This window comes from Acetobacter sp. (assembly GCF_022483985.1).
Lineage (GTDB): Bacteria > Pseudomonadota > Alphaproteobacteria > Acetobacterales > Acetobacteraceae > Acetobacter.
In genome coordinates this window covers 2330960-2347875 of sequence record NZ_JAKVME010000001.1, presented here as the reverse complement: position 1 = coordinate 2347875, position 16916 = coordinate 2330960, and the positions used below count along the sequence as shown (strand labels likewise).

Below are 16916 nucleotides of genomic sequence, written 5' to 3'. Positions count from 1 at the left end.
ACCTAAGAATAAAGGGAGTGTTATAATGTAGTTTTTGTATTTGTGTAGTTGTTCTTTTTTCTTTATAGACTGGAGAAAGTAATGAAATATATATTTAAAAATAGCACAATGATGTGCAGTTCGTTTTTTTTGTTGCTTTATGCTTTTCCAGTGCAGGAGGCATTTGCTTCAGTATATCATACGAAAATGGATCATCGAATTATAAATAGTAATAGAAAAAACAATACGTCTTCTAAGAAAGTGGGTATTACACATCATCCTGTGCGTAATTCTGTTGTTTCTCATAAGGTTGAAGAGATTGGTGTGGTAGCCCATCCTTATCGCTCTCAAACAATAAAAGTAACTGCACGAGAGTTGCAGCGTGCTATTCCAGGGACTAACCCATTGAAGGTTATTGGTCAGTTGCCTGGTGTCATGTTTCAATCTGATGATCCTCAGGGGCTCGATACATGGTCATCACAGATTATGATGCATGGCTTTCAACAGCAGGAAATCGGTATGACATTGGATGGCATGCCGTTGGGAGAAATGACTTATAGAAACTATAATGGTACAAATCCATTGCAGGCTATTTCATCGGAAAATATTGCTAATTTAGATATATCTCGTTCTGCGGGTGCTGAAACTGTTGCTGCTACCAATAACCTTGGTGGTTCTATTGAATATATTTCATCGGATCCCAAAGATAAGCTTGGTGGTCAATTAAATCAAACTTTTGGAAGTAATTCTACATATCATACTTTTATACGATTTGATTCTGGAAAAATAAATTCATCAGGAACAAAATTTTATGTTTCATATATGAGAAATGAAAATTCTCTTTGGAAAGGTTATGGTAAGCAATTTTTTCAGCAAGTAAATTCTAAATTTGTACAGCCTATAGGAGATCGTAGTAGAATTACAGCATTTTTCGATTGGAGTGATTTACATCAAATGTTGTATCAAGATTACTCTTTCGAAATGCTGAATAAAATTGGCCCTGGGGTTAATTACTACTATAATGGAAAGCTTTCAGGTTATCAGGCTGCTTACAATGCGGCGCTAGCTGCTCAAGGGCTAGGTGGTGGTTCATATCCATCTTATCTCTCGGGATTATCTGATCAAGCTGACGCAGAATATTATAATGGAGCAACTAATAACGTAGATCTTCTCGGTGGATTGAAAGCTGATCTACAGCTGACTGATCGTTTGAAATGGAATACCACATTTTATGGTCATGGCCAAGAAAATCAAACTACTTGGACGACCCCTTATTTTTCTTCTCCTAATGGAGCTCCTTTAAGTGATGCTGTCAAAAGGCCGGAAATTAGAAGATTTGGTGTAGTGTCAGCTATGCACTATAGCATTGCTCATAATGCTATAGGAATGGGTGTATGGTATGAAAATAATAGCTATAATTCTTCAATGTATGCATATGAAGAGCCGACACTTACAAACGGTGTTTTGAGTGGTCCACTTGTAAACGATACCCATCATTTCCGTGATCCATTTGCGGAATTGTTTAACCAATCTTATAATACAAATACATTCACCGCGTTCGTGAATGACACATACCATCCCATACGAACAGTTGATATTCATTTTGGATTTAAATCAGTTCTTAATACAACTCGTGTTGGTAGTGGATATTTGAACCAAAATTATTATGGCAATGTTGGATCGATAACTAGTGGAGAAGGATTGACTGTTGCTAAACCTTTTCTTCCACATATTGGAATTGCATACAGGTTTTTGCCGGGTCATGAGTTATTTGTTGATATATCAGAGAATGTTCATACATATTCTCAGTCTGGATACAAATTAGCCGCTTCGCCTTTCTCGGTTTTACAATCAGCATTTAATAATAGTCATGTGCGTCCAGAAACAGCTTGGACATATGCTATGGGATATAGATTTAATAATAAATTTGTATCTGCAAATGCATACGCATATCGAACGAATTTCAATAATAGATTGCAGCAGGTGACATCTGGAACCCCGCTAAATCCAATATCGGCAGTAGAAAATGTAGGTAACGTTACTATGAATGGTGTCGATGCAGGTATTACACTGCGTCCATTTCGTGGTATTGAAATTTATAATAGCGTAAGTTATAATCATGCTGTTTATGATAAAAATTTAAATGTTCTTGGTGTAAACTACGCCCTAAAAGGCAAGCAGGTGGTTAATTACCCAAGATTTATGTATAAGACACGACTTTCTTACAGTATTGATAAGGCTACTGTTTGGGTTGATGCATCTTATACCGGTGCTCGTAATTATAGTTATACCGGGGATCTCAAAGCACCTTCATATTGGCTTGTTAATCTTGGAGCGGATTATAGGCTTGGAAACCTTGATAACTATATAAAAGGAGCTGGTTTTATAAAAAATGTTATTTTTTCACTTAACGTATCTAATTTAGCCAATACAACATACATAGCTACGATGGGGGAGAACGCAAATCCAATGAGTCTTTCAAGCGGAGCTTATTCATATCAGTCCTTTCTTCTTGGAGCGCCTCGTCAGTTTTTTGGATCGATTCGATCTGAATTTTGATATTAAAAATATTATTTGTATAATTTTGGTTTGCTTTGAGGGTGGGAAAATTCTATAATTCTCATCCTCTGCATACTTCTATTTATGATCAAAATTATTGCATATATTTTGGATGCCTCGAAAAGAGGTCGTGATATTGTGTGTGTGTCTTTCTCGCCTTGCGCTCGATTCTGGTAGGACGCTATTTGGACATCATAGAGATTTGCAGACGCGTAATTGAGATGCGATTATCTGTGCTGGCTTTACTATCTGCGGCAGTGCAGTAGGCAGGCTCTGGTCATCAGCAGAACAAAAAAGCATCTTGCCGCCTGAATTTATGAACGGCACCCTATAAGCGTCTGGATCAATCAGAAGCAAGGGACATGACCATGAGTGACACGCCTGAATCCCGTCTTGCCGCGCTCGGCATCGAACTGCCTACGCCTGCCGCGCCGGTTGCGAACTATGTGGCGACTGTTCGCACGGGCTCGCTGGTTGTCGTGTCCGGCCAGTTGCCTCTGAAGGACGGCAAACTTCTCGCCACCGGCAAGCTCGGCACCGCCGTTTCGCTGGAGGTCGGCACGGAAGCCGCGAAATACTGCCTGATCAACGTGCTGGCGCAGCTCAAGGCGGAAATCGGTGATCTGTCGAAAGTAAAGCGTGTGGTGCGTCTGGGGGGATTCATCTCCTGCACGCCTGAGTTTACGGCGCATGCAGGCGTCATGAACGGGGCGTCCGATCTGGCGGTCGCTGTGTTCGGGGATGCGGGGCGTCACGCACGGTCAACGGTCGGTGTGCCGTCCCTGCCGCTGGATGCGCCGGTTGAAGTCGAAGGACTGTTCGAGGTCGGCTGATGTCTGGATGGACGGTTTCCCTGCATGACCGGATTGCAGCCATTCCTGCTCAGGAGTGGGATGCCTGCGCCGGGCCGGGAAATCCGTTCGTCAGCCATGCTTTCCTGTCAGCCGTGGAGGAAAGCGGCTCGGCTACTCCCTCCACCGGCTGGCTGCCGCGCCATGTCGCGCTGAATGATGGGACCGGGCGGCTGGTGGCTGTGGCCCCCGCCTATCTGAAGGCGCATTCCTATGGCGAATATGTCTTCGACCATGGCTGGGCGCGGGCGTTCGAGGCGGCTGGTGGCAGCTACTATCCCAAATTACAGGTCGCCGTTCCCTTTTCTCCGGTGCCGGGACCACGACTGCTCGTCAAACCCGATGCGCCTGAGGGGACCGTGTCCGTGCTGGGACAGGCGCTGGCTCAGGTCTGTGGCGAGATGGATCTGTCCTCCACTCATGTCACATTCTGCACGGAAGAAGAACATGAGACGCTGGGGCAGGAGGGCTGGTTGCAGCGTCTGGGACTGCAATATCACTGGCACAATCGCGGTTATCAGGATTTCGAAGGATTTCTCGAAGCGCTTTCATCGCGGAAGCGGAAAGCGATCCGGCGGGAAAGACGGGACGCGAACGCGTGTGGTCTGGTGTTCCGTACGGTGCGCGGAAGCGAGATTACTGAATCGCTGTGGGATGCGTTTTTCGTTTTCTATCAGTCTACCGTCGATAAGAAATGGGGAAGCGCCTATCTGACGCGGGCGTTTTTCTCCCTCCTGTCAGAGCATCTGGGTGATCGGGTCGTGCTGATGGTTGCCGAGCATGAGGGATTGCCTGTGGCCGGGGCGCTCAACCTGCTGGGCGACGATACGCTCTATGGCCGCAACTGGGGATGCGTCGGCGAATGGCCGTTTCTGCATTTTGAACTGTGTTATTACAGGGCGATAGAGTTTGCGATTGAGCATGGCCTTTCACGCGTGGAAGCGGGGGCTCAGGGTGAGCACAAGATTCAGCGTGGCTATGTGCCGGACCTGACCTATTCCGCTCACCATATCCGGCATGCCGGTTTGCGACAGGCCGTCTCCGAGTTTCTGGAGGCCGAGCGTGCGGGCGTGTTGAGCGAGATGGTCGCGCTCAGTGAGCTTTCACCCTATCGTGTCGAGAAAACGTGAAGAAATAACATATGTTTTCTGATCAGCCGTTACACCGGATGCTCTCGTTGTGCAGCCGGTGTAACGGACTGCCGCTTGCAGGCAGCCGGCAATCTTCTGCAACACTCCCATGCTGTGTGTGCATTTGTCAGTTTTTCTCTTTTTTGTCATTGGATAATAAGCATGCGAACTATTCGTGTGTGTTCTAATCATGCGATCGGGGAAAGCTTCCAGTGTCCGGGCAGACGCAGGCTGGCAATGTTGCCAGTCAGTCAACAAAGCTTTTAAGGCGTCGGTTCAGTTATCGGCTGGTCAGGCTGGCGACCCAGTGGCGGCGGGAAATCGATCTGGATCTGCGCCAGTTCGGGTTGACCGATGCAACCTGGCGACCTCTCTATTACTTAAGAGTGCTGCCCGGTCCCGTCCGTCAGACGGATCTGGCGCGCGCCATGCTGGTGGAAGCCCAGTCGCTTGTCAGATTGCTGGATGTCTTGGAACGTCGTGGGCTGATCCACCGTGATACGGACCCGGATGACCGGCGCTCCAAATTCGTGACGCTCACCGATGCGGGCGTTGCAATGGGGGAGACAGTTCTGGGTGTGGCGGACGACGTTGCCCTCCGTTTTCTGGAAGGTGTTTCGGACGACGCCCTGAAGGAGTGCGAGGCTGTCTTTGATCAGGTCTGGTCGGGCAGGGGGCATGATCGTGCTTCAGCCGAAACCGCGCCGAAGTCACCGGCTCCTGCGGCGAGTGGGTCGTGAGCGTCTCCGCTTCTGTCATCAGTGGGGTCAGGACTGTTCCGGGCGGCCTGCTGCGTGAATGGCGGTATGAGTGGAGCCGCCTGAGCCCGACGGTTCTGTACGTGGCGCGGGTGTTTTTCGCGATAGGGCTGGCCCTGTGGCTGGCCGGTTTCCTGATGCTGGAAAACCCGATTTCCGCCGTGACGACAGTGCTGATCGTGGCCAACCCGACGCCGGGAGCCCTGATTTCCAAAAGTGTCTGGCGTATTATCGGCACGCTGGCGGGAACCGTGCTCGGGATCGCGCTGATGGCGGCCTTCCCGCAGCAGCCGGTGCTGTTTTTCGGGGGACTCTCCCTGTTGATAGGGCTGGCCTGCTGCGTGGCGACGCTTCTTCGTTTTTACAGGGCCTACGCCGCTGTCCTGACCGGCTATACGATCATCATCATCTCGACGAGCGCGTTTGTCGATCCGGATCGCATCTTTGAAAGCGCGATGTCGCGGCTGTCGGTTGTGGTGATCGGCATCGTCAGCACGGCTTTCGTGTTCCAGATCACGACCCTGAAAAGCCCCAACACGGCGACTGGCCGGATCGAGCAGTTTCTGCGTGACGTCCTCGGGCAGTTCGTCCGGCTGTCGAAAGCGGAATTGCAGGGCGACGCGCCGCGACCGGACGAGGCCGGGCAGGCCGGCGCTTTTCGTGAAATGGACATGTCGGCCTATAGCGAACGGGCCCGTCTGCTGACACAGGCCAGCGCTGTCATCGAGGCGATCGATTATGCGTCCTCGGTCGATTATCAGGTCAATCGCCGCTCCGCCGCGCTGCATGAAGGGGTCGGACGACTGATGGGGTTGCTCAGCGCCCATCATGCTGCCCAGCGCGCCATTCCTCCCGGTGATGCGGGTCATGTGTGGGAGGCGCGTCGTGTTTCCGGTCGTCTGATCGGCGAACTGGCCGATATGCCGATGGAGACACTGCTTCATGGCGACGCCACCCTGATTCGCGACAGGATCAGGCTCGCTATCGGGCAACTGGAAGCGCTGGCGCGGGAAGCGCCGGATCTGGCGGGACTCGCGGCAGTTGATACGGAGCGTGATATTGTCGTGCAGCTTGGACAGGCCGTGGATAACCTCTCCGACGTGGCCTGGCATGAGAAGGGTGTCCGTCTGCTGCCGCTGGTCGAGTGGCCCGCGGCGTTGCGGAACATGGCCCGTGGCGCGCTGGTCACGCTGATGGGGTGTCTGACCTGGTACGTCCTGCACTGGTCGGCGGGACCGAGCGCTCTGGTTTATCTGATCTGTGCGTCCTGCCTGCTTTCGACGGCACCGTCAGCGACGAAGGCGGCATGGCTTCTGGCCTCTGGAACCGCGCTGGCGATTCCCGCCTGCTACGTGTTCCGCACCTTCCTGCTGCCGCAGACGGACGGATTTCCACTGCTCTGGGTTTCCCTGTTTCTCTGTCTGCTGCCGGGGATCTGGATCCAGTTCCATCCGCGTTACGCCTTGCGCGGCTTCGGATATGCCGTCTTTTTCAACATCATCTCGCAGGTCGATAATCCTGTGCCCTATCATGATGTTCCGATGATGAACGCCTGGTTGGCCACGCTGATCGGCTGTATCGGGCTGGTGCTGGTTTTCCGTGTCGTGCTGCCTGCGGATCAGCGTCTTGATGTCGCCCGTCTGATTTCTTCGCTCTGCCGTGCGGTCCAGAGATTTGCGGCTCTCCCCCTGCGCTACAGGGTGAGCTGGCCGAGCTGGGAATATGTGCAGATGCAGCGTGTGCTACGCATGACGCAGCGGCTGTCCTTTGTGGAAGGCAGCGCCCGCGTGTTTCAGGTGACCGATGCGGCTCTCGCGGCGGTGGCGCTGGGGCGTACGGTGATGCGGCTGCGCTGGCTGTTGCGGGAAGAGGGAAGCGTCACGCAGGAGCAGGAGCGAATCGTGGAAAACGCTCTGGCGTCGTTAAAGGGGCTGAGGCGTGACCCATCGGCAACAGCGGCTGCGCTCCGCTGCGCGGCCACGCAGCTTTTGCCGGGTCTGTCCATTGACGGTGAAAGCCCTGTTTCGGCTGAAAACCGGGAAACGGAGACATCGGAGAGAGGGCTGGGCACTCTCAGACGCATGGCTGCCTGTCTTGTACAGGCGGCCCAGCTTATCGACGCCGCGCCCGGTTTCTTTCATAAGGGTGGCCCAATGCAACAAGCGGCGGATCATCCGCGCGCCCATGCGGATTTGCGCCACTTGATCATGCCTCGTGTAAAACGACCTGCTTCGAGATCTGCCTGATGCTGACCGAGTTTAATCTGTTCGGTGTTTTTATGGCGCCGATCGTGGTTTACGCACTGGTGGCCCTGCCCGTCACAATGTTTATCCGGTTTCTCCTCTGGTGGAGCGGAATCATGCGCTGGTTCTGGCACTTCGCGCTGTTCGAAGTCGCCCTGTATACCTGCGTGCTGTGTCTGCTCATCCTCTACGTCTGATTCATTCGTCCTGCTTCAACGAACATAAGGTTTTCAGGTCACAGCCATGCCACTGCTTCGCACACTGATCCGAGTGATCCTGACCCTGGCAGTCGTCTCGCTGGCCGTGGTGCTCGGCGTGACCCTCTGGAACACCTACATGATTGCTCCATGGACCCGCGATGGTCGCGTGCGGGTCTATGTTGTCGATGTGGCGCCTGAAGTGTCCGGAACGGTTGTGCAGGTGCCGGTGGTGGATAACCAGTATGTCCACAAGGGCGATCCGCTCTACGTGCTTGACCCCGTCCGTTTCCGTCTGGCCATCCGCGAGGCGCAGGCCCGTCTGGACGGCGCTCTCGAAGACCTGAAGCTCAAGCAGAACGATGCGAAGCGCCGTATGGGTCTTGCCGGCATCGTCTCGGCGGAAGAGCAGGAGGTCTTCAACTCCAACGTGGCGACGCAGGTCGCGGCGGTGGATGCGGCCCGTGCTTCCCTTGATGTGGCGAAGCTGAATCTTCAGCGCTCGGTGCTCTACTCTCCGGTGAACGGTTTCATCACCAACCTGAACCTGCGTGTGGGTGATTACGCCACAGCCGGGCAGGCGCGTCTGGCCGTGATCGATTCCGACTCCTACTGGGTCTATGGCTATTTCGAGGAAACGAAGATGTGGGGCGTGCATGTCGGTGATGTCGCCCGCGTCAAGCTGATGGGTTACAAGCAGATCATCCCCGGCCATGTCGTCTCGATCGCCCGTGGTATCAATGACACCAACGGTAACCCGGACAAGCTCGGGCTACAGGATGTGAATCCGATTTTCACCTGGGTACGTCTGGCGCAGCGTATCCCGGTCCGTGTGCATCTCGATTATGTGCCTGAAGGCGTGACGCTGGCGGCAGGCATGACAGCGACCATCAGTGTCGGGCCTGAATCACAGAGCCGTCGCGGCAAGCTGACCACCTGGCTGCAAGACCACCTGTAAGGCGTACGGCGGGATCATGGTGACAATGATAGCTTCTGAAACCGTACCGGTTTCCTCCGGTTACGCAAAAGATGGTGGCAGACGGGGTGTCTGGCGACGGATGCTGCCCATGCTGGTCAGCGGGTCCATGCTTGCGGGCTGCACGGTCGGTCCCAATTTCCAGCCGGACCGGATGAAGCTGCCTGCCAGTTTTGCGGAAACGGCAGAGGAAAAACCGGCCACTCCGGAAGAGATCGAGCGCACCAACAGGGAAATGACCGAGTGGTGGGCGAAGTTCAACGATCCGATCCTGACGAGGCTGGTCGAGGAAACCATCAAGGGGAACTACGATCTGCAGGAAGCCGGGCAGCGGATTCTCGCCGAACGGGCTCTGCGCGATAAGGCTGCTTCCGCATGGTATCCCCAGATGGACGCCAATATGGGCGGCGGCGATGTCCGGTATTCGATCAATATCGATAACTGGCCGATCCGTCCCAGCACGCCTCAGCGTCCGGAAGCGACGATGCTGACCTATGGCGCTTCCGCGACATGGGAATTCGATGTGTTCGGGCGCATCCGTCGTGGCGTTGAGGCGCATGAGCATCAGGTCGAGGCGACTGTCGAAGGCCGCCGCGCCCTGCTGATGGTGCTGCTGTCCCAGTTGGCGAATGACTACATGCTGTTGCGTGTGACGCAGTTGCAGATCCAGATCGCCACCGACAACATCAAGGTTGCGAAAGAGAATCTTGATCTGACCAACCGCCTTTATCTTGAGGGTGTGGGCAATACGCTCCAGACGGCGCAGGCGCAGGCGGAGCTGGATTCCCAGATTGCCGCCCGTGAGCCGCTCAAGACACGCGTGTCACAGGTGTCGCACGCCATTTCCGTGCTGACGGGCAAGATGCCGGGCGAACTGGAAGAGGAACTCAAGGTTGTCCGGCCCCTGCCGGTCGTGCCGTCTTTCCCGGCGACCCTGCCGTCGATTGTCATTGCCAATCGTCCTGACATTCGCATGGCGGAAAAGGAATATGCGGTGGCGACGGCGGAAGTCGGCGTGGCTGTCGCTGATCTCTATCCGCACTTCGTCGTGCCGCTGACCTTCAACCCGAATGCGTCGGCGATGTATCAGGCGTTTCAGGTCAATGGCATGAGCTGGCAGTTCCTGATGATGGCCAGTCTCCCGTTGATGCATGGCGGCAAATATACCTCCACCATCCGTGCGGCTCAGGCGGCGGCGGAAGCGGCGCGCCTGCATTATCGCCAGACAGTGCTCAAGGGTTTTCAGGAAGTCGAGGACGCGATGGCGGCCTGGCATGATGACGTCGAATATCAGGAAAAACTGGAAAAGGCGGCTCAGGACAGTGCGCTGGCCCGTGATCGTGCCCGCAAGCTTTACGGTGCCGGTCTGATCGGTTTTCTTGACGTGCTGACGGAAGAGCGGGCGACGCTGAACGCGCAGAATGCCGAGGCGCTGTCACGGCTTGAGCGGCTCAGGGATGCTGTCAATCTGTACACGGCCATTGGCGCCGGGTGGCATGGAAACGCCCTGACCAACTCGTCGCTGCCTGTTTCTTTGGAGACGCAGAATATCTGGGCGCGGGCTTTTCAGCAGTAAACTCGCAGCTTCAGTCATGCGTTACGGCAGAGACGCAACGGATGTTCTGTTCTGACAGGATGAAACCACGGAGGCCACGCAGGACCGATGACAGGCGAACCAGACTATCTCCGGCGGCTTATCCTGATCGGAGCGGGTTTTCTCGGTGGCTTCACGCTGATCATCGTCGATGGCTGGGCTCTGATCATTAATCCTGATGATTCCGATTCATGGCCTGTGTGGCTATTGCGCCGTCTGCCGGTGCTGATTGGAATTTTCTGTGTAGCCGGAGCTTTTTTCCTGCTTCGCAAGCCGGTGGCGAATGATCCCGATCTACCGGATGATGATATCGAAAACATGGACGGAGCCTGACCGCCTGCCCGGTCTGTGTCAGGGGTGTTGCTGGGCTTTGATTTCCTCCACGGCGGCATTGACCTGCATGTCAACGCCGATCGTTCCCAGTTCCGCCGTCGCGCCACGCGGGTCGCCACCATAAACACCGTCCGCTGTCGTGGGTTTGGGGGCGTTGCGGAGGGCTTCGGTCCGGACCATTGACGGATCGACGGCCAGCATGAGGGATGTATCGCTGAGGTCGGCATGGGTGCCGACAGCAGCTCCGAGACCTTTCTGGCGGAGGGCGTCGTCATAGGCTCCGGCGATGACGGTGTAATAGCTATTGATGCAGGCCGCGTGCGCGCCGGTGCCGGACCAGCTCTGGTTGATCTGGGCGACGGTCTTGCACATTTCAGCGCGGTATCCCCCGTGATCGCCAATGAATGCAACGAGCCGGAATCCCTGAACCCTGAAGCTTTCCGCCGTCGCTTTCAGCAGTCCGTCAAACACGGCGGGCGTGATGCTGATCGTGCCGGGAAAACGCATGTGCGACGTGCGGGGTGAGGTGCCGCCTTCCGGGACATATGCAATGACGGGTGCGACCAGCGTGTTTCCAAGTTCATGAGCGATCCGATCCGCGAGCGCCTGAACCCTGACGTTATGTTTGCCGACAGCGATATAGGGACCACTCTGTTCCGTACCGCCAACCGGCACGATGATGGTGTCGTATCCCGCGTGCAGGGCGTCCCGGATTTCCGTCCATGTCAGACGTTGCAGTTCGACTTGTGGAGCAGCTTCAGCGGTTCCGGTCAGGGCGACAAGAGCTGTGGCGGCAGTGACAGCGCGAAATCGGGAACGGAACATGAGGTCTCCTTGGACGATACTGCTTTTCCGGTATCCTGATCGGTAGCTAGCTGCAAGTATCCGGAAATATCTGTGCTTTCTTCGGAAAAACAGAGATGTCAGTGAGGGGCTGTGCTGGTGGGAGGGGGCTGGTTTCTGGATGTTTTGTGGAAAAGAAATTTTTAAAATAATAACCAAAAAATTAACAATTTCTCTATAGGTGGAAAAGAAGTAAAATAACATTTTTGTTGGACCGTATAGAATAAGTATTTTTCTGATTTTCTACCTTGTATAATGATAGTAATGGCTTGAGTTGCGTCGGCAAGGGGTTGTCATGGGTGCCTTTATAGATAAACATAATCTTAATTCGTATGCCTACCTTCCCCGTGCCGTAGCAGAAAATCACGGCCAGTGGCCCGCTCCGAAGTATCGTTTTTCATTGTCCGCATGCGCTCGATGGGAAGCCCGCTATATAAGCGAATGGTTGTCCTATCATCGGTCAATCGGCATTGATCATGTGGAGGGTTCGAAAAACCTTTGATTGACTTCTCTTGTGCCTGATTTCAGGTTTTTAGCGTGTTGACTGCTGCTTCCCTGGTCTAACTTTTACTCTGGGTTTTGAGCAGAGCGATGGTTTCCTGCTCTGGATTGCTACGCGGCGGCGTTAATCCGCTCCAAGAGGAGAAAGCGGCGCATATTATAGACGATATTGGCCAGCCCGACCCTCATGGTGGCCCGCGTTATGCCTACGGTTCGGACGAACAGCCCCGTCTGTGATTTCTGATCGGCAAAGACATGCTCGACACGCGACCGGATAACGGACTTTCCTGCGTTGGATCTCTGGATATGGCGTGGCATAGGCTTGAGATGCGGCTTTTTCCTGTGAACCTTCGAGACAAAGCCCTGCTTTTCCATGAAGTCCTCATTGGCTTTTGAGCGGTAGGCTGTGTCTGCCCAGACCGTTGAAGCTGTATTGCTTTTATCAAGCAGGCCCTCCCTCAATCGCGCGCCATCACTGGCGGCGGCATCTGTCGTCTTCCATTTGCGGATCAGCCGAAATTTCCGGTCGATGGAGATGTGCGATTTATAGCCAAAGAACGGGATGGCCAGATCTGTTGCAGGGATACTCCCGTCCTCCTGTCGCTTCGCTTTCGTGAACTTCAGGGTCCAGCGCGCATGCCTGTCCTTGTGGGACAGCTTTGACGGCTTGTCCTGCCAGTCCTGAGGGATCCGTCCTTCACGCAGATCCGCCTTCTCCGCATTGGTATTGCGCTGCTTCGGAGCCGCTACCAGCGTGGCATCCAGGATCTGGCCTGACATCGGCAGATAACCAGCGTTACGCAGGGTTGCGTCAAAGCGATTGAACAGACCACCAATCGCACCAGCCTGGGTCAGACGCTCTCGAAACAGCCATACCGTTCTGGCATCAGGTACACGGTCCGACAGCCCCAGACCTAAAAAGCGCATGAAGGAGAGACGGTCGTTGATCAGGTATTCCGTCCGTTCATCGGACAGATTGTTGAGTGTCTGGATCACCAGGATCTTGAACATCAGCACCGGATCAAACGGTGGACGCCCGCCTTTGCTCCCGTCTGAATAGGCCAGTGCCTTGTCCAGTTCCGGGCGGAACACCTCAAAATCCACAGTCCGGGAAAACGCTTCAAGCTGGTCGCCAAGACCGCTTAACCGAGCAAGCCGCTCTTCAACGTCAAAAAATCCCGCCTGTTTCATAGCGCCATTCCTCCAACCAGAACCAGAAAAATGGAATCACAGCGTAGGCCTCAATACCAAGAGGTTTTTAGAACCCTCCATGTTTATCTTTACTGCAATGACGATGATCCCTCTGAATTATATCAGGCTGTGCTCCCTTTTTTAAATGGTAATGAACCTTTTGTGACGTTTGTTCATTATCCGTTTCCCGGTCTCCAGTTTCAAATGTATTTTCATTTTGCTCGAAACTATATTCATGAAACAGAGTGGATGATGTTTCTGGATATAGACGAATTTTTATTTATACGGTCAGGAGAGGGGCTGGATCGATTTATTCAGGATTTTCCATCTGACATGGACGCGCTTTATTTTAACTGGTGTAGTTTTGGAAGTAACGGGCATAAGACGAGGCCGATTGGGAGCGTTCTACTCAATTATACAAAAAGAGAGGAAACGGCCACTCCCTTTACAAAGGTTTTTGTGAAATCAAATAAATTTCCATACAAGGAATTTTTTGAAAACAATAGTCATCCAGTGCATCATGACTGCGATAGCATAAAAAGGGATTTGATTTGTTATAACGCCTTAGGCGAGCGGGTGTCGGGTTATTACGATAATTTTCCATGGTCCGCATGGACGCTTCTGAATGAAGACAATCGGAAAGTCCGTATGCTTGATGTGGCGTTTATTGCACATTTTAATATTAAATCTGATGAGGATTTCGATCTCCGGGTGAAGCGTGGCTTACATGGAGATTTTGCCGCAGAAAAAATGTGGGGGGACAAATCGGAAGGTGAAAAGGCCGATTTCCACCTTTTGACTAATGCTGTGGAAGATTATGGACTTCATGATTACTGGCATGAATATCTCTCCGAGAGGGCGTGGAAAACCTCACCTTTCCCGGCTCCGAAATGGCCACTGATCTCAACGCACTGTCAGACCTCCCAGAGTTCGTCAGCCCATCCATGGGGGGCTGACGCGGATTCCCAAAATCTTGTTAACCGTCGTCCCAATGGTCGGTCACAGGCTCATACCGAGAAGGAAGAGCAGCCGTGGTGGCAAATCGATCTGGGATCTGTAAACTGTATACAGGAAATCAGGATTTTTAATCGTCTCGATGTTGCTCTGGAGCGTATGTGCCACTTCAGTCTGTTTTCATCTCTTGATGGAGAAAACTGGAATGAGTTCTATCATCACAACTCTCCTGAAATATTCGGCGGAATTGATGGGACGCCTTTCATCTGGTTTTCTGATGCCGGAGTGAAAGCACGTTTTATGCGTGTGGTGGTAAACGGAGAGCCGGATTACCTGAATCTGGATCAGGTTGAGGTTTATGGCTTGCCGGATTTTTCATGAAATCATTTATTCTGTCATAAAGCTTGTGAATTGTAATCTGTTTGTATTCCTCATGAATAACGTAAAAAGCTGATGATCTTTGCAGACCATCAGCCAGAAAAATAATCAGGGCGCGCTGTCCACCATGACCAGTTCGGCATCCTCGACAGCGTGGACCGTGATGCGGTCTTCATCATGGATCGCCACACCGTCACGAGCGGCTGCGGCCACGTCGTTTACCGTGATCGCGCCTTTGGCCGACACCAGATATAGATACCGGTCCCTGCCGGTCTCATAGGTGATGGTTTCACCGGCCTTCAGGGTTGCGCCAAGCACGCGGGCGTCAGCACCAATCCAGAGCGCCTCGCCGTCTCCTTCCCTGCCGGATGCCAGTGTGACGAACTGACCGGCGCGACCGTCTTTCGGAAACGGACGGGAACCCCAGCGCGGCTTGTGACCGTGCGCCGTCGGCATGATCCAGATCTGAAACAGGGTGGTTGTTTCATCCTCGCGGTTATATTCCGCATGGGTGATGCCGGTTCCCGCGGACATGACCTGCACGTCGCCCGCTTCCGTCCGGCCCTTGTTGCCGAGACTGTCCTCGTGCGTGATCGCCCCTGTCCGGACATAGGTGATGATTTCCATGTCGCGATGCGGATGCGGCGGGAAACCGGTGCCTCCGGCGATGGCGTCATCATTCCAGACCCGCAGCGCGCCCCAGTGAACGCGCCTGGGGTCATGATAGCTGGCGAAAGAGAAGTGATGGTGGGCGTCCAGCCACCCGTGATTGGCGGCACCCAGCCCAGCGAATGGTCTGACTTCGATCATGGTCAACTCTCCCTTTCCGAGGAAGTGGGAGGCGTCACCCGTTGGTGCGCCTGTCTATGACGAGACATGGCGCTTTATGGTGCTTTCGCAAAGAGAAGGGATGGAAAGGGAGCATTTCCGAAAACGGCACGTCTGTCCGTTCAGTTGCCGCGAAAGCCTTTCCACACGGACAGGGCCCGCTCCCGCGCCAGTCTGTGATCAATGACGGGATGGGGATAGTCTTGTCCCAGAACCACCCCGCACGCTTTCAGTATCTCCTGATCCGCAGCCCATGGCTCATGGATCATGGATGCCGGAACATGTTGAAGTTCCGGCACCCAGCGACGGATATATCCTCCGTCCGCATCGAACTTTTCGGATTGCAGGACAGGATTCATGATGCGGAAAAACGGGGCGGCATCGACGCCGGTGCCTGCGTTCCACTGCCAGTTCATCGGATTGCAGGCCGGGTCATGATCAACCAGCGTGTCCGCGAACCAGCGTTCGCCTTCCCGCCAGTCAATCAGAAGATGTTTCACCAGAAAGGATGCAACGACCATGCGGATACGGTTGTGCATCCAGCCGGTGTGCCAGAGTTCACGCATGCCGGCATCGACCAGCGGATACCCGGTGCGTCCGCGTTGCCAGGCTTTCAGATCTTCGGGATCTGTGCGCCACGGCAGCGCATCAAATTCCGGGCGGAGCGGTCGGGTTGCGACATTTGCCTGTCCGAACAGGATCGACCATGCAAACTCCCGCCATCCCAGTTCGGCAAGGAACTTGTCCTTGTTCTGGGCGGAAGCATCAGCCTGCATGACGGCATGCCAGAGCTGGCCGGGCGTGACATGACCAAAGCGCAGATACGGCGAGAGGCGGGAGCAGGCCTCTGCAGCTGGATAATCGCGCTTTTCACTGTAGTCCCGGAGCGTGTCTTCGACAAAAACTGTGAGATGCCCGTGCGCAGCTTTTTCGTCCGGCACCCATGTCTTCCGAAAACCTGATGCCCAGTCCGGTGATGTGGGCAAAAGATTGAACTCTTCCGGATGCAGGCAGTGAAACTGGTCTGTTTTCGGAAAGGGAGCGAAGAACAGCGTGTCTGGTGCGGGAAGTGGCGGGCGCGGATCGCCCAATTTGCGGGCTGCTCGCCAGAATGGGGTGAAGACCTGAAATGGTTGGTCCGCCTGAGTCCTGATGGTCCACGGTTCGTGAAGGAGTGCGCCGGGGAAACTGTGCGCCTCTGTCCCATCGGATTTCAGTTGGGTCTTGATCGCCGTGTCGATAGCGCGGCCTGTCGGATCATAGCGACGGTTCCAGTGCACGGCATTAGCGTTGCAGGCCTTCGCAAGAGCAGGAACAAGGTCTTCCGCCTTGCCGCGCAGGACGTGCAATCGTCCGCCTTTTTCCTGTAGGGCAGTATCCAGTGCACGGATGGAGCCATCCCGCCACCAGTCGTGCGCGGCTCCCCGCTGAGGTTGCGGTTCGAGAATGGTGATGCAGAGGACTGGTGCACCGCCTCGCGCTGCTGCGGAAAGCGCCGCGTTGTCAGCGAGACGGAAATCTTCACGGAACCAGATGATGGTGGGGGAGGTGGCCATGGTTCCGGCTTATCGCCGTTGGGAATGTGAGTCGAGGGAGCTGGG

The 16916-nt window shown here is 54.0% G+C and carries 14 protein-coding genes; 10 read left to right on the top strand and 4 right to left on the bottom strand.

What is annotated here, in order from left to right; all coding sequences use genetic code 11:
• The first annotated feature begins 81 nt into the window (after positions 1–81).
• From LKE90_RS10435 to LKE90_RS10395, 9 genes are all read left to right on the top strand, one after another.
• Positions 82–2538: a TonB-dependent receptor gene (locus tag LKE90_RS10435; protein WP_291494557.1), complete on the top strand. Its 2457-nt coding sequence runs from the start codon at positions 82–84 to the stop codon at positions 2536–2538.
• A 368-nt stretch (positions 2539–2906) separates the two neighbouring features.
• The gene (locus tag LKE90_RS10430; RefSeq protein WP_291494558.1) at positions 2907–3371 is read left to right on the top strand and encodes a RidA family protein; all 465 of its coding nucleotides are present in this window, start codon (positions 2907–2909) and stop codon (positions 3369–3371) included.
• Positions 3371–4519, top strand: coding sequence for a GNAT family N-acetyltransferase (locus LKE90_RS10425; protein WP_291494559.1), 1149 nt, complete (start codon positions 3371–3373; stop codon positions 4517–4519). Before LKE90_RS10430 ends, LKE90_RS10425 begins: the two co-directional genes overlap by 1 nt.
• A 212-nt stretch (positions 4520–4731) precedes the next feature.
• A complete protein-coding gene (locus LKE90_RS10420) occupies positions 4732–5259 on the top strand; it encodes a MarR family winged helix-turn-helix transcriptional regulator (RefSeq protein WP_291494560.1) in 528 nt (175 codons plus the stop codon).
• Positions 5256–7523 carry an FUSC family protein gene (locus LKE90_RS10415; RefSeq protein WP_291494561.1) on the top strand — a complete coding sequence of 756 codons (2268 nt, stop codon included), beginning with the start codon at positions 5256–5258 and terminating at the stop codon, positions 7521–7523. The genes LKE90_RS10420 and LKE90_RS10415 overlap by 4 nt, the downstream gene beginning before the upstream one ends.
• On the top strand, positions 7523–7717 hold the full coding sequence (locus LKE90_RS10410; RefSeq protein WP_010667513.1) for a DUF1656 domain-containing protein: 195 nt from the start codon (positions 7523–7525) through the stop codon (positions 7715–7717). Before LKE90_RS10415 ends, LKE90_RS10410 begins: the two co-directional genes overlap by 1 nt.
• Positions 7718–7763: 46 nt before the next feature.
• The gene (locus tag LKE90_RS10405; protein ID WP_291494562.1) at positions 7764–8675 is read left to right on the top strand and encodes a biotin/lipoyl-binding protein; all 912 of its coding nucleotides are present in this window, start codon (positions 7764–7766) and stop codon (positions 8673–8675) included.
• Positions 8676–8775: 100 nt separating this feature from the next.
• Positions 8776–10269, top strand: coding sequence for an efflux transporter outer membrane subunit (locus LKE90_RS10400; protein ID WP_291494568.1), 1494 nt, complete (start codon positions 8776–8778; stop codon positions 10267–10269).
• An 87-nt stretch (positions 10270–10356) separates the two neighbouring features.
• Positions 10357–10620 carry a hypothetical protein gene (locus LKE90_RS10395; protein ID WP_291494563.1) on the top strand — a complete coding sequence of 88 codons (264 nt, stop codon included), beginning with the start codon at positions 10357–10359 and terminating at the stop codon, positions 10618–10620.
• Positions 10621–10638: 18 nt separating this feature from the next.
• Here LKE90_RS10395 and LKE90_RS10390 read toward each other — a convergent pair whose 3' ends face one another.
• Together LKE90_RS10390 and LKE90_RS10385 are read right to left on the bottom strand one after the other, a co-directional pair.
• Positions 10639–11445, bottom strand: a complete 807-nt coding sequence (locus LKE90_RS10390; protein ID WP_291494564.1) for a creatininase family protein — start codon at positions 11443–11445, stop codon at positions 10639–10641.
• A 630-nt stretch (positions 11446–12075) separates the two neighbouring features.
• On the bottom strand, positions 12076–13155 hold the full coding sequence (locus LKE90_RS10385) for an IS5 family transposase (RefSeq protein ID WP_011252003.1): 1080 nt from the start codon (positions 13153–13155) through the stop codon (positions 12076–12078).
• A gap of 30 nt (positions 13156–13185) precedes the next feature.
• Here LKE90_RS10385 and LKE90_RS10380 point away from each other — a divergent pair, with 30 nt between their 5' ends.
• A complete protein-coding gene (locus LKE90_RS10380; RefSeq protein WP_291501458.1) occupies positions 13186–14490 on the top strand; it encodes a discoidin domain-containing protein in 1305 nt (434 codons plus the stop codon).
• A gap of 105 nt (positions 14491–14595) precedes the next feature.
• Here LKE90_RS10380 and LKE90_RS10375 read toward each other — a convergent pair whose 3' ends face one another.
• The gene (locus LKE90_RS10375; protein WP_291501457.1) at positions 14596–15297 is read right to left on the bottom strand and encodes a pirin family protein; all 702 of its coding nucleotides are present in this window, start codon (positions 15295–15297) and stop codon (positions 14596–14598) included.
• Positions 15298–15437: 140 nt separating this feature from the next.
• A complete protein-coding gene (locus LKE90_RS10370; RefSeq protein ID WP_291501456.1) occupies positions 15438–16871 on the bottom strand; it encodes a cryptochrome/photolyase family protein in 1434 nt (477 codons plus the stop codon).
• Positions 16872–16916: the final 45 nt, after the last annotated feature.

What these genes read in the sequence shown, in the direction of transcription:
- LKE90_RS10435 (WP_291494557.1), top strand. Translation starts at nt 82, where the DNA reads ATGAAATATATATTTAAAAATAGCACAATGATGTGCAGTTCGTTTTTT.
- LKE90_RS10430 (WP_291494558.1), top strand. Translation starts at nt 2,907, where the DNA reads ATGAGTGACACGCCTGAATCCCGTCTTGCCGCGCTCGGCATCGAACTG.
- LKE90_RS10425 (WP_291494559.1), top strand. Translation starts at nt 3,371, where the DNA reads ATGTCTGGATGGACGGTTTCCCTGCATGACCGGATTGCAGCCATTCCT.
- LKE90_RS10410 (WP_010667513.1), top strand. Translation starts at nt 7,523, where the DNA reads ATGCTGACCGAGTTTAATCTGTTCGGTGTTTTTATGGCGCCGATCGTG.
- LKE90_RS10405 (WP_291494562.1), top strand. Translation starts at nt 7,764, where the DNA reads ATGCCACTGCTTCGCACACTGATCCGAGTGATCCTGACCCTGGCAGTC.
- LKE90_RS10400 (WP_291494568.1), top strand. Translation starts at nt 8,776, where the DNA reads ATGCTGCCCATGCTGGTCAGCGGGTCCATGCTTGCGGGCTGCACGGTC.
- LKE90_RS10395 (WP_291494563.1), top strand. Translation starts at nt 10,357, where the DNA reads ATGACAGGCGAACCAGACTATCTCCGGCGGCTTATCCTGATCGGAGCG.
- LKE90_RS10390 (WP_291494564.1), bottom strand. Translation starts at nt 11,445, where the DNA reads ATGTTCCGTTCCCGATTTCGCGCTGTCACTGCCGCCACAGCTCTTGTC.
- LKE90_RS10385 (WP_011252003.1), bottom strand. Translation starts at nt 13,155, where the DNA reads ATGAAACAGGCGGGATTTTTTGACGTTGAAGAGCGGCTTGCTCGGTTA.
- LKE90_RS10380 (WP_291501458.1), top strand. Translation starts at nt 13,186, where the DNA reads ATGGAATCACAGCGTAGGCCTCAATACCAAGAGGTTTTTAGAACCCTC.
- LKE90_RS10375 (WP_291501457.1), bottom strand. Translation starts at nt 15,297, where the DNA reads ATGATCGAAGTCAGACCATTCGCTGGGCTGGGTGCCGCCAATCACGGG.
- LKE90_RS10370 (WP_291501456.1), bottom strand. Translation starts at nt 16,871, where the DNA reads ATGGCCACCTCCCCCACCATCATCTGGTTCCGTGAAGATTTCCGTCTC.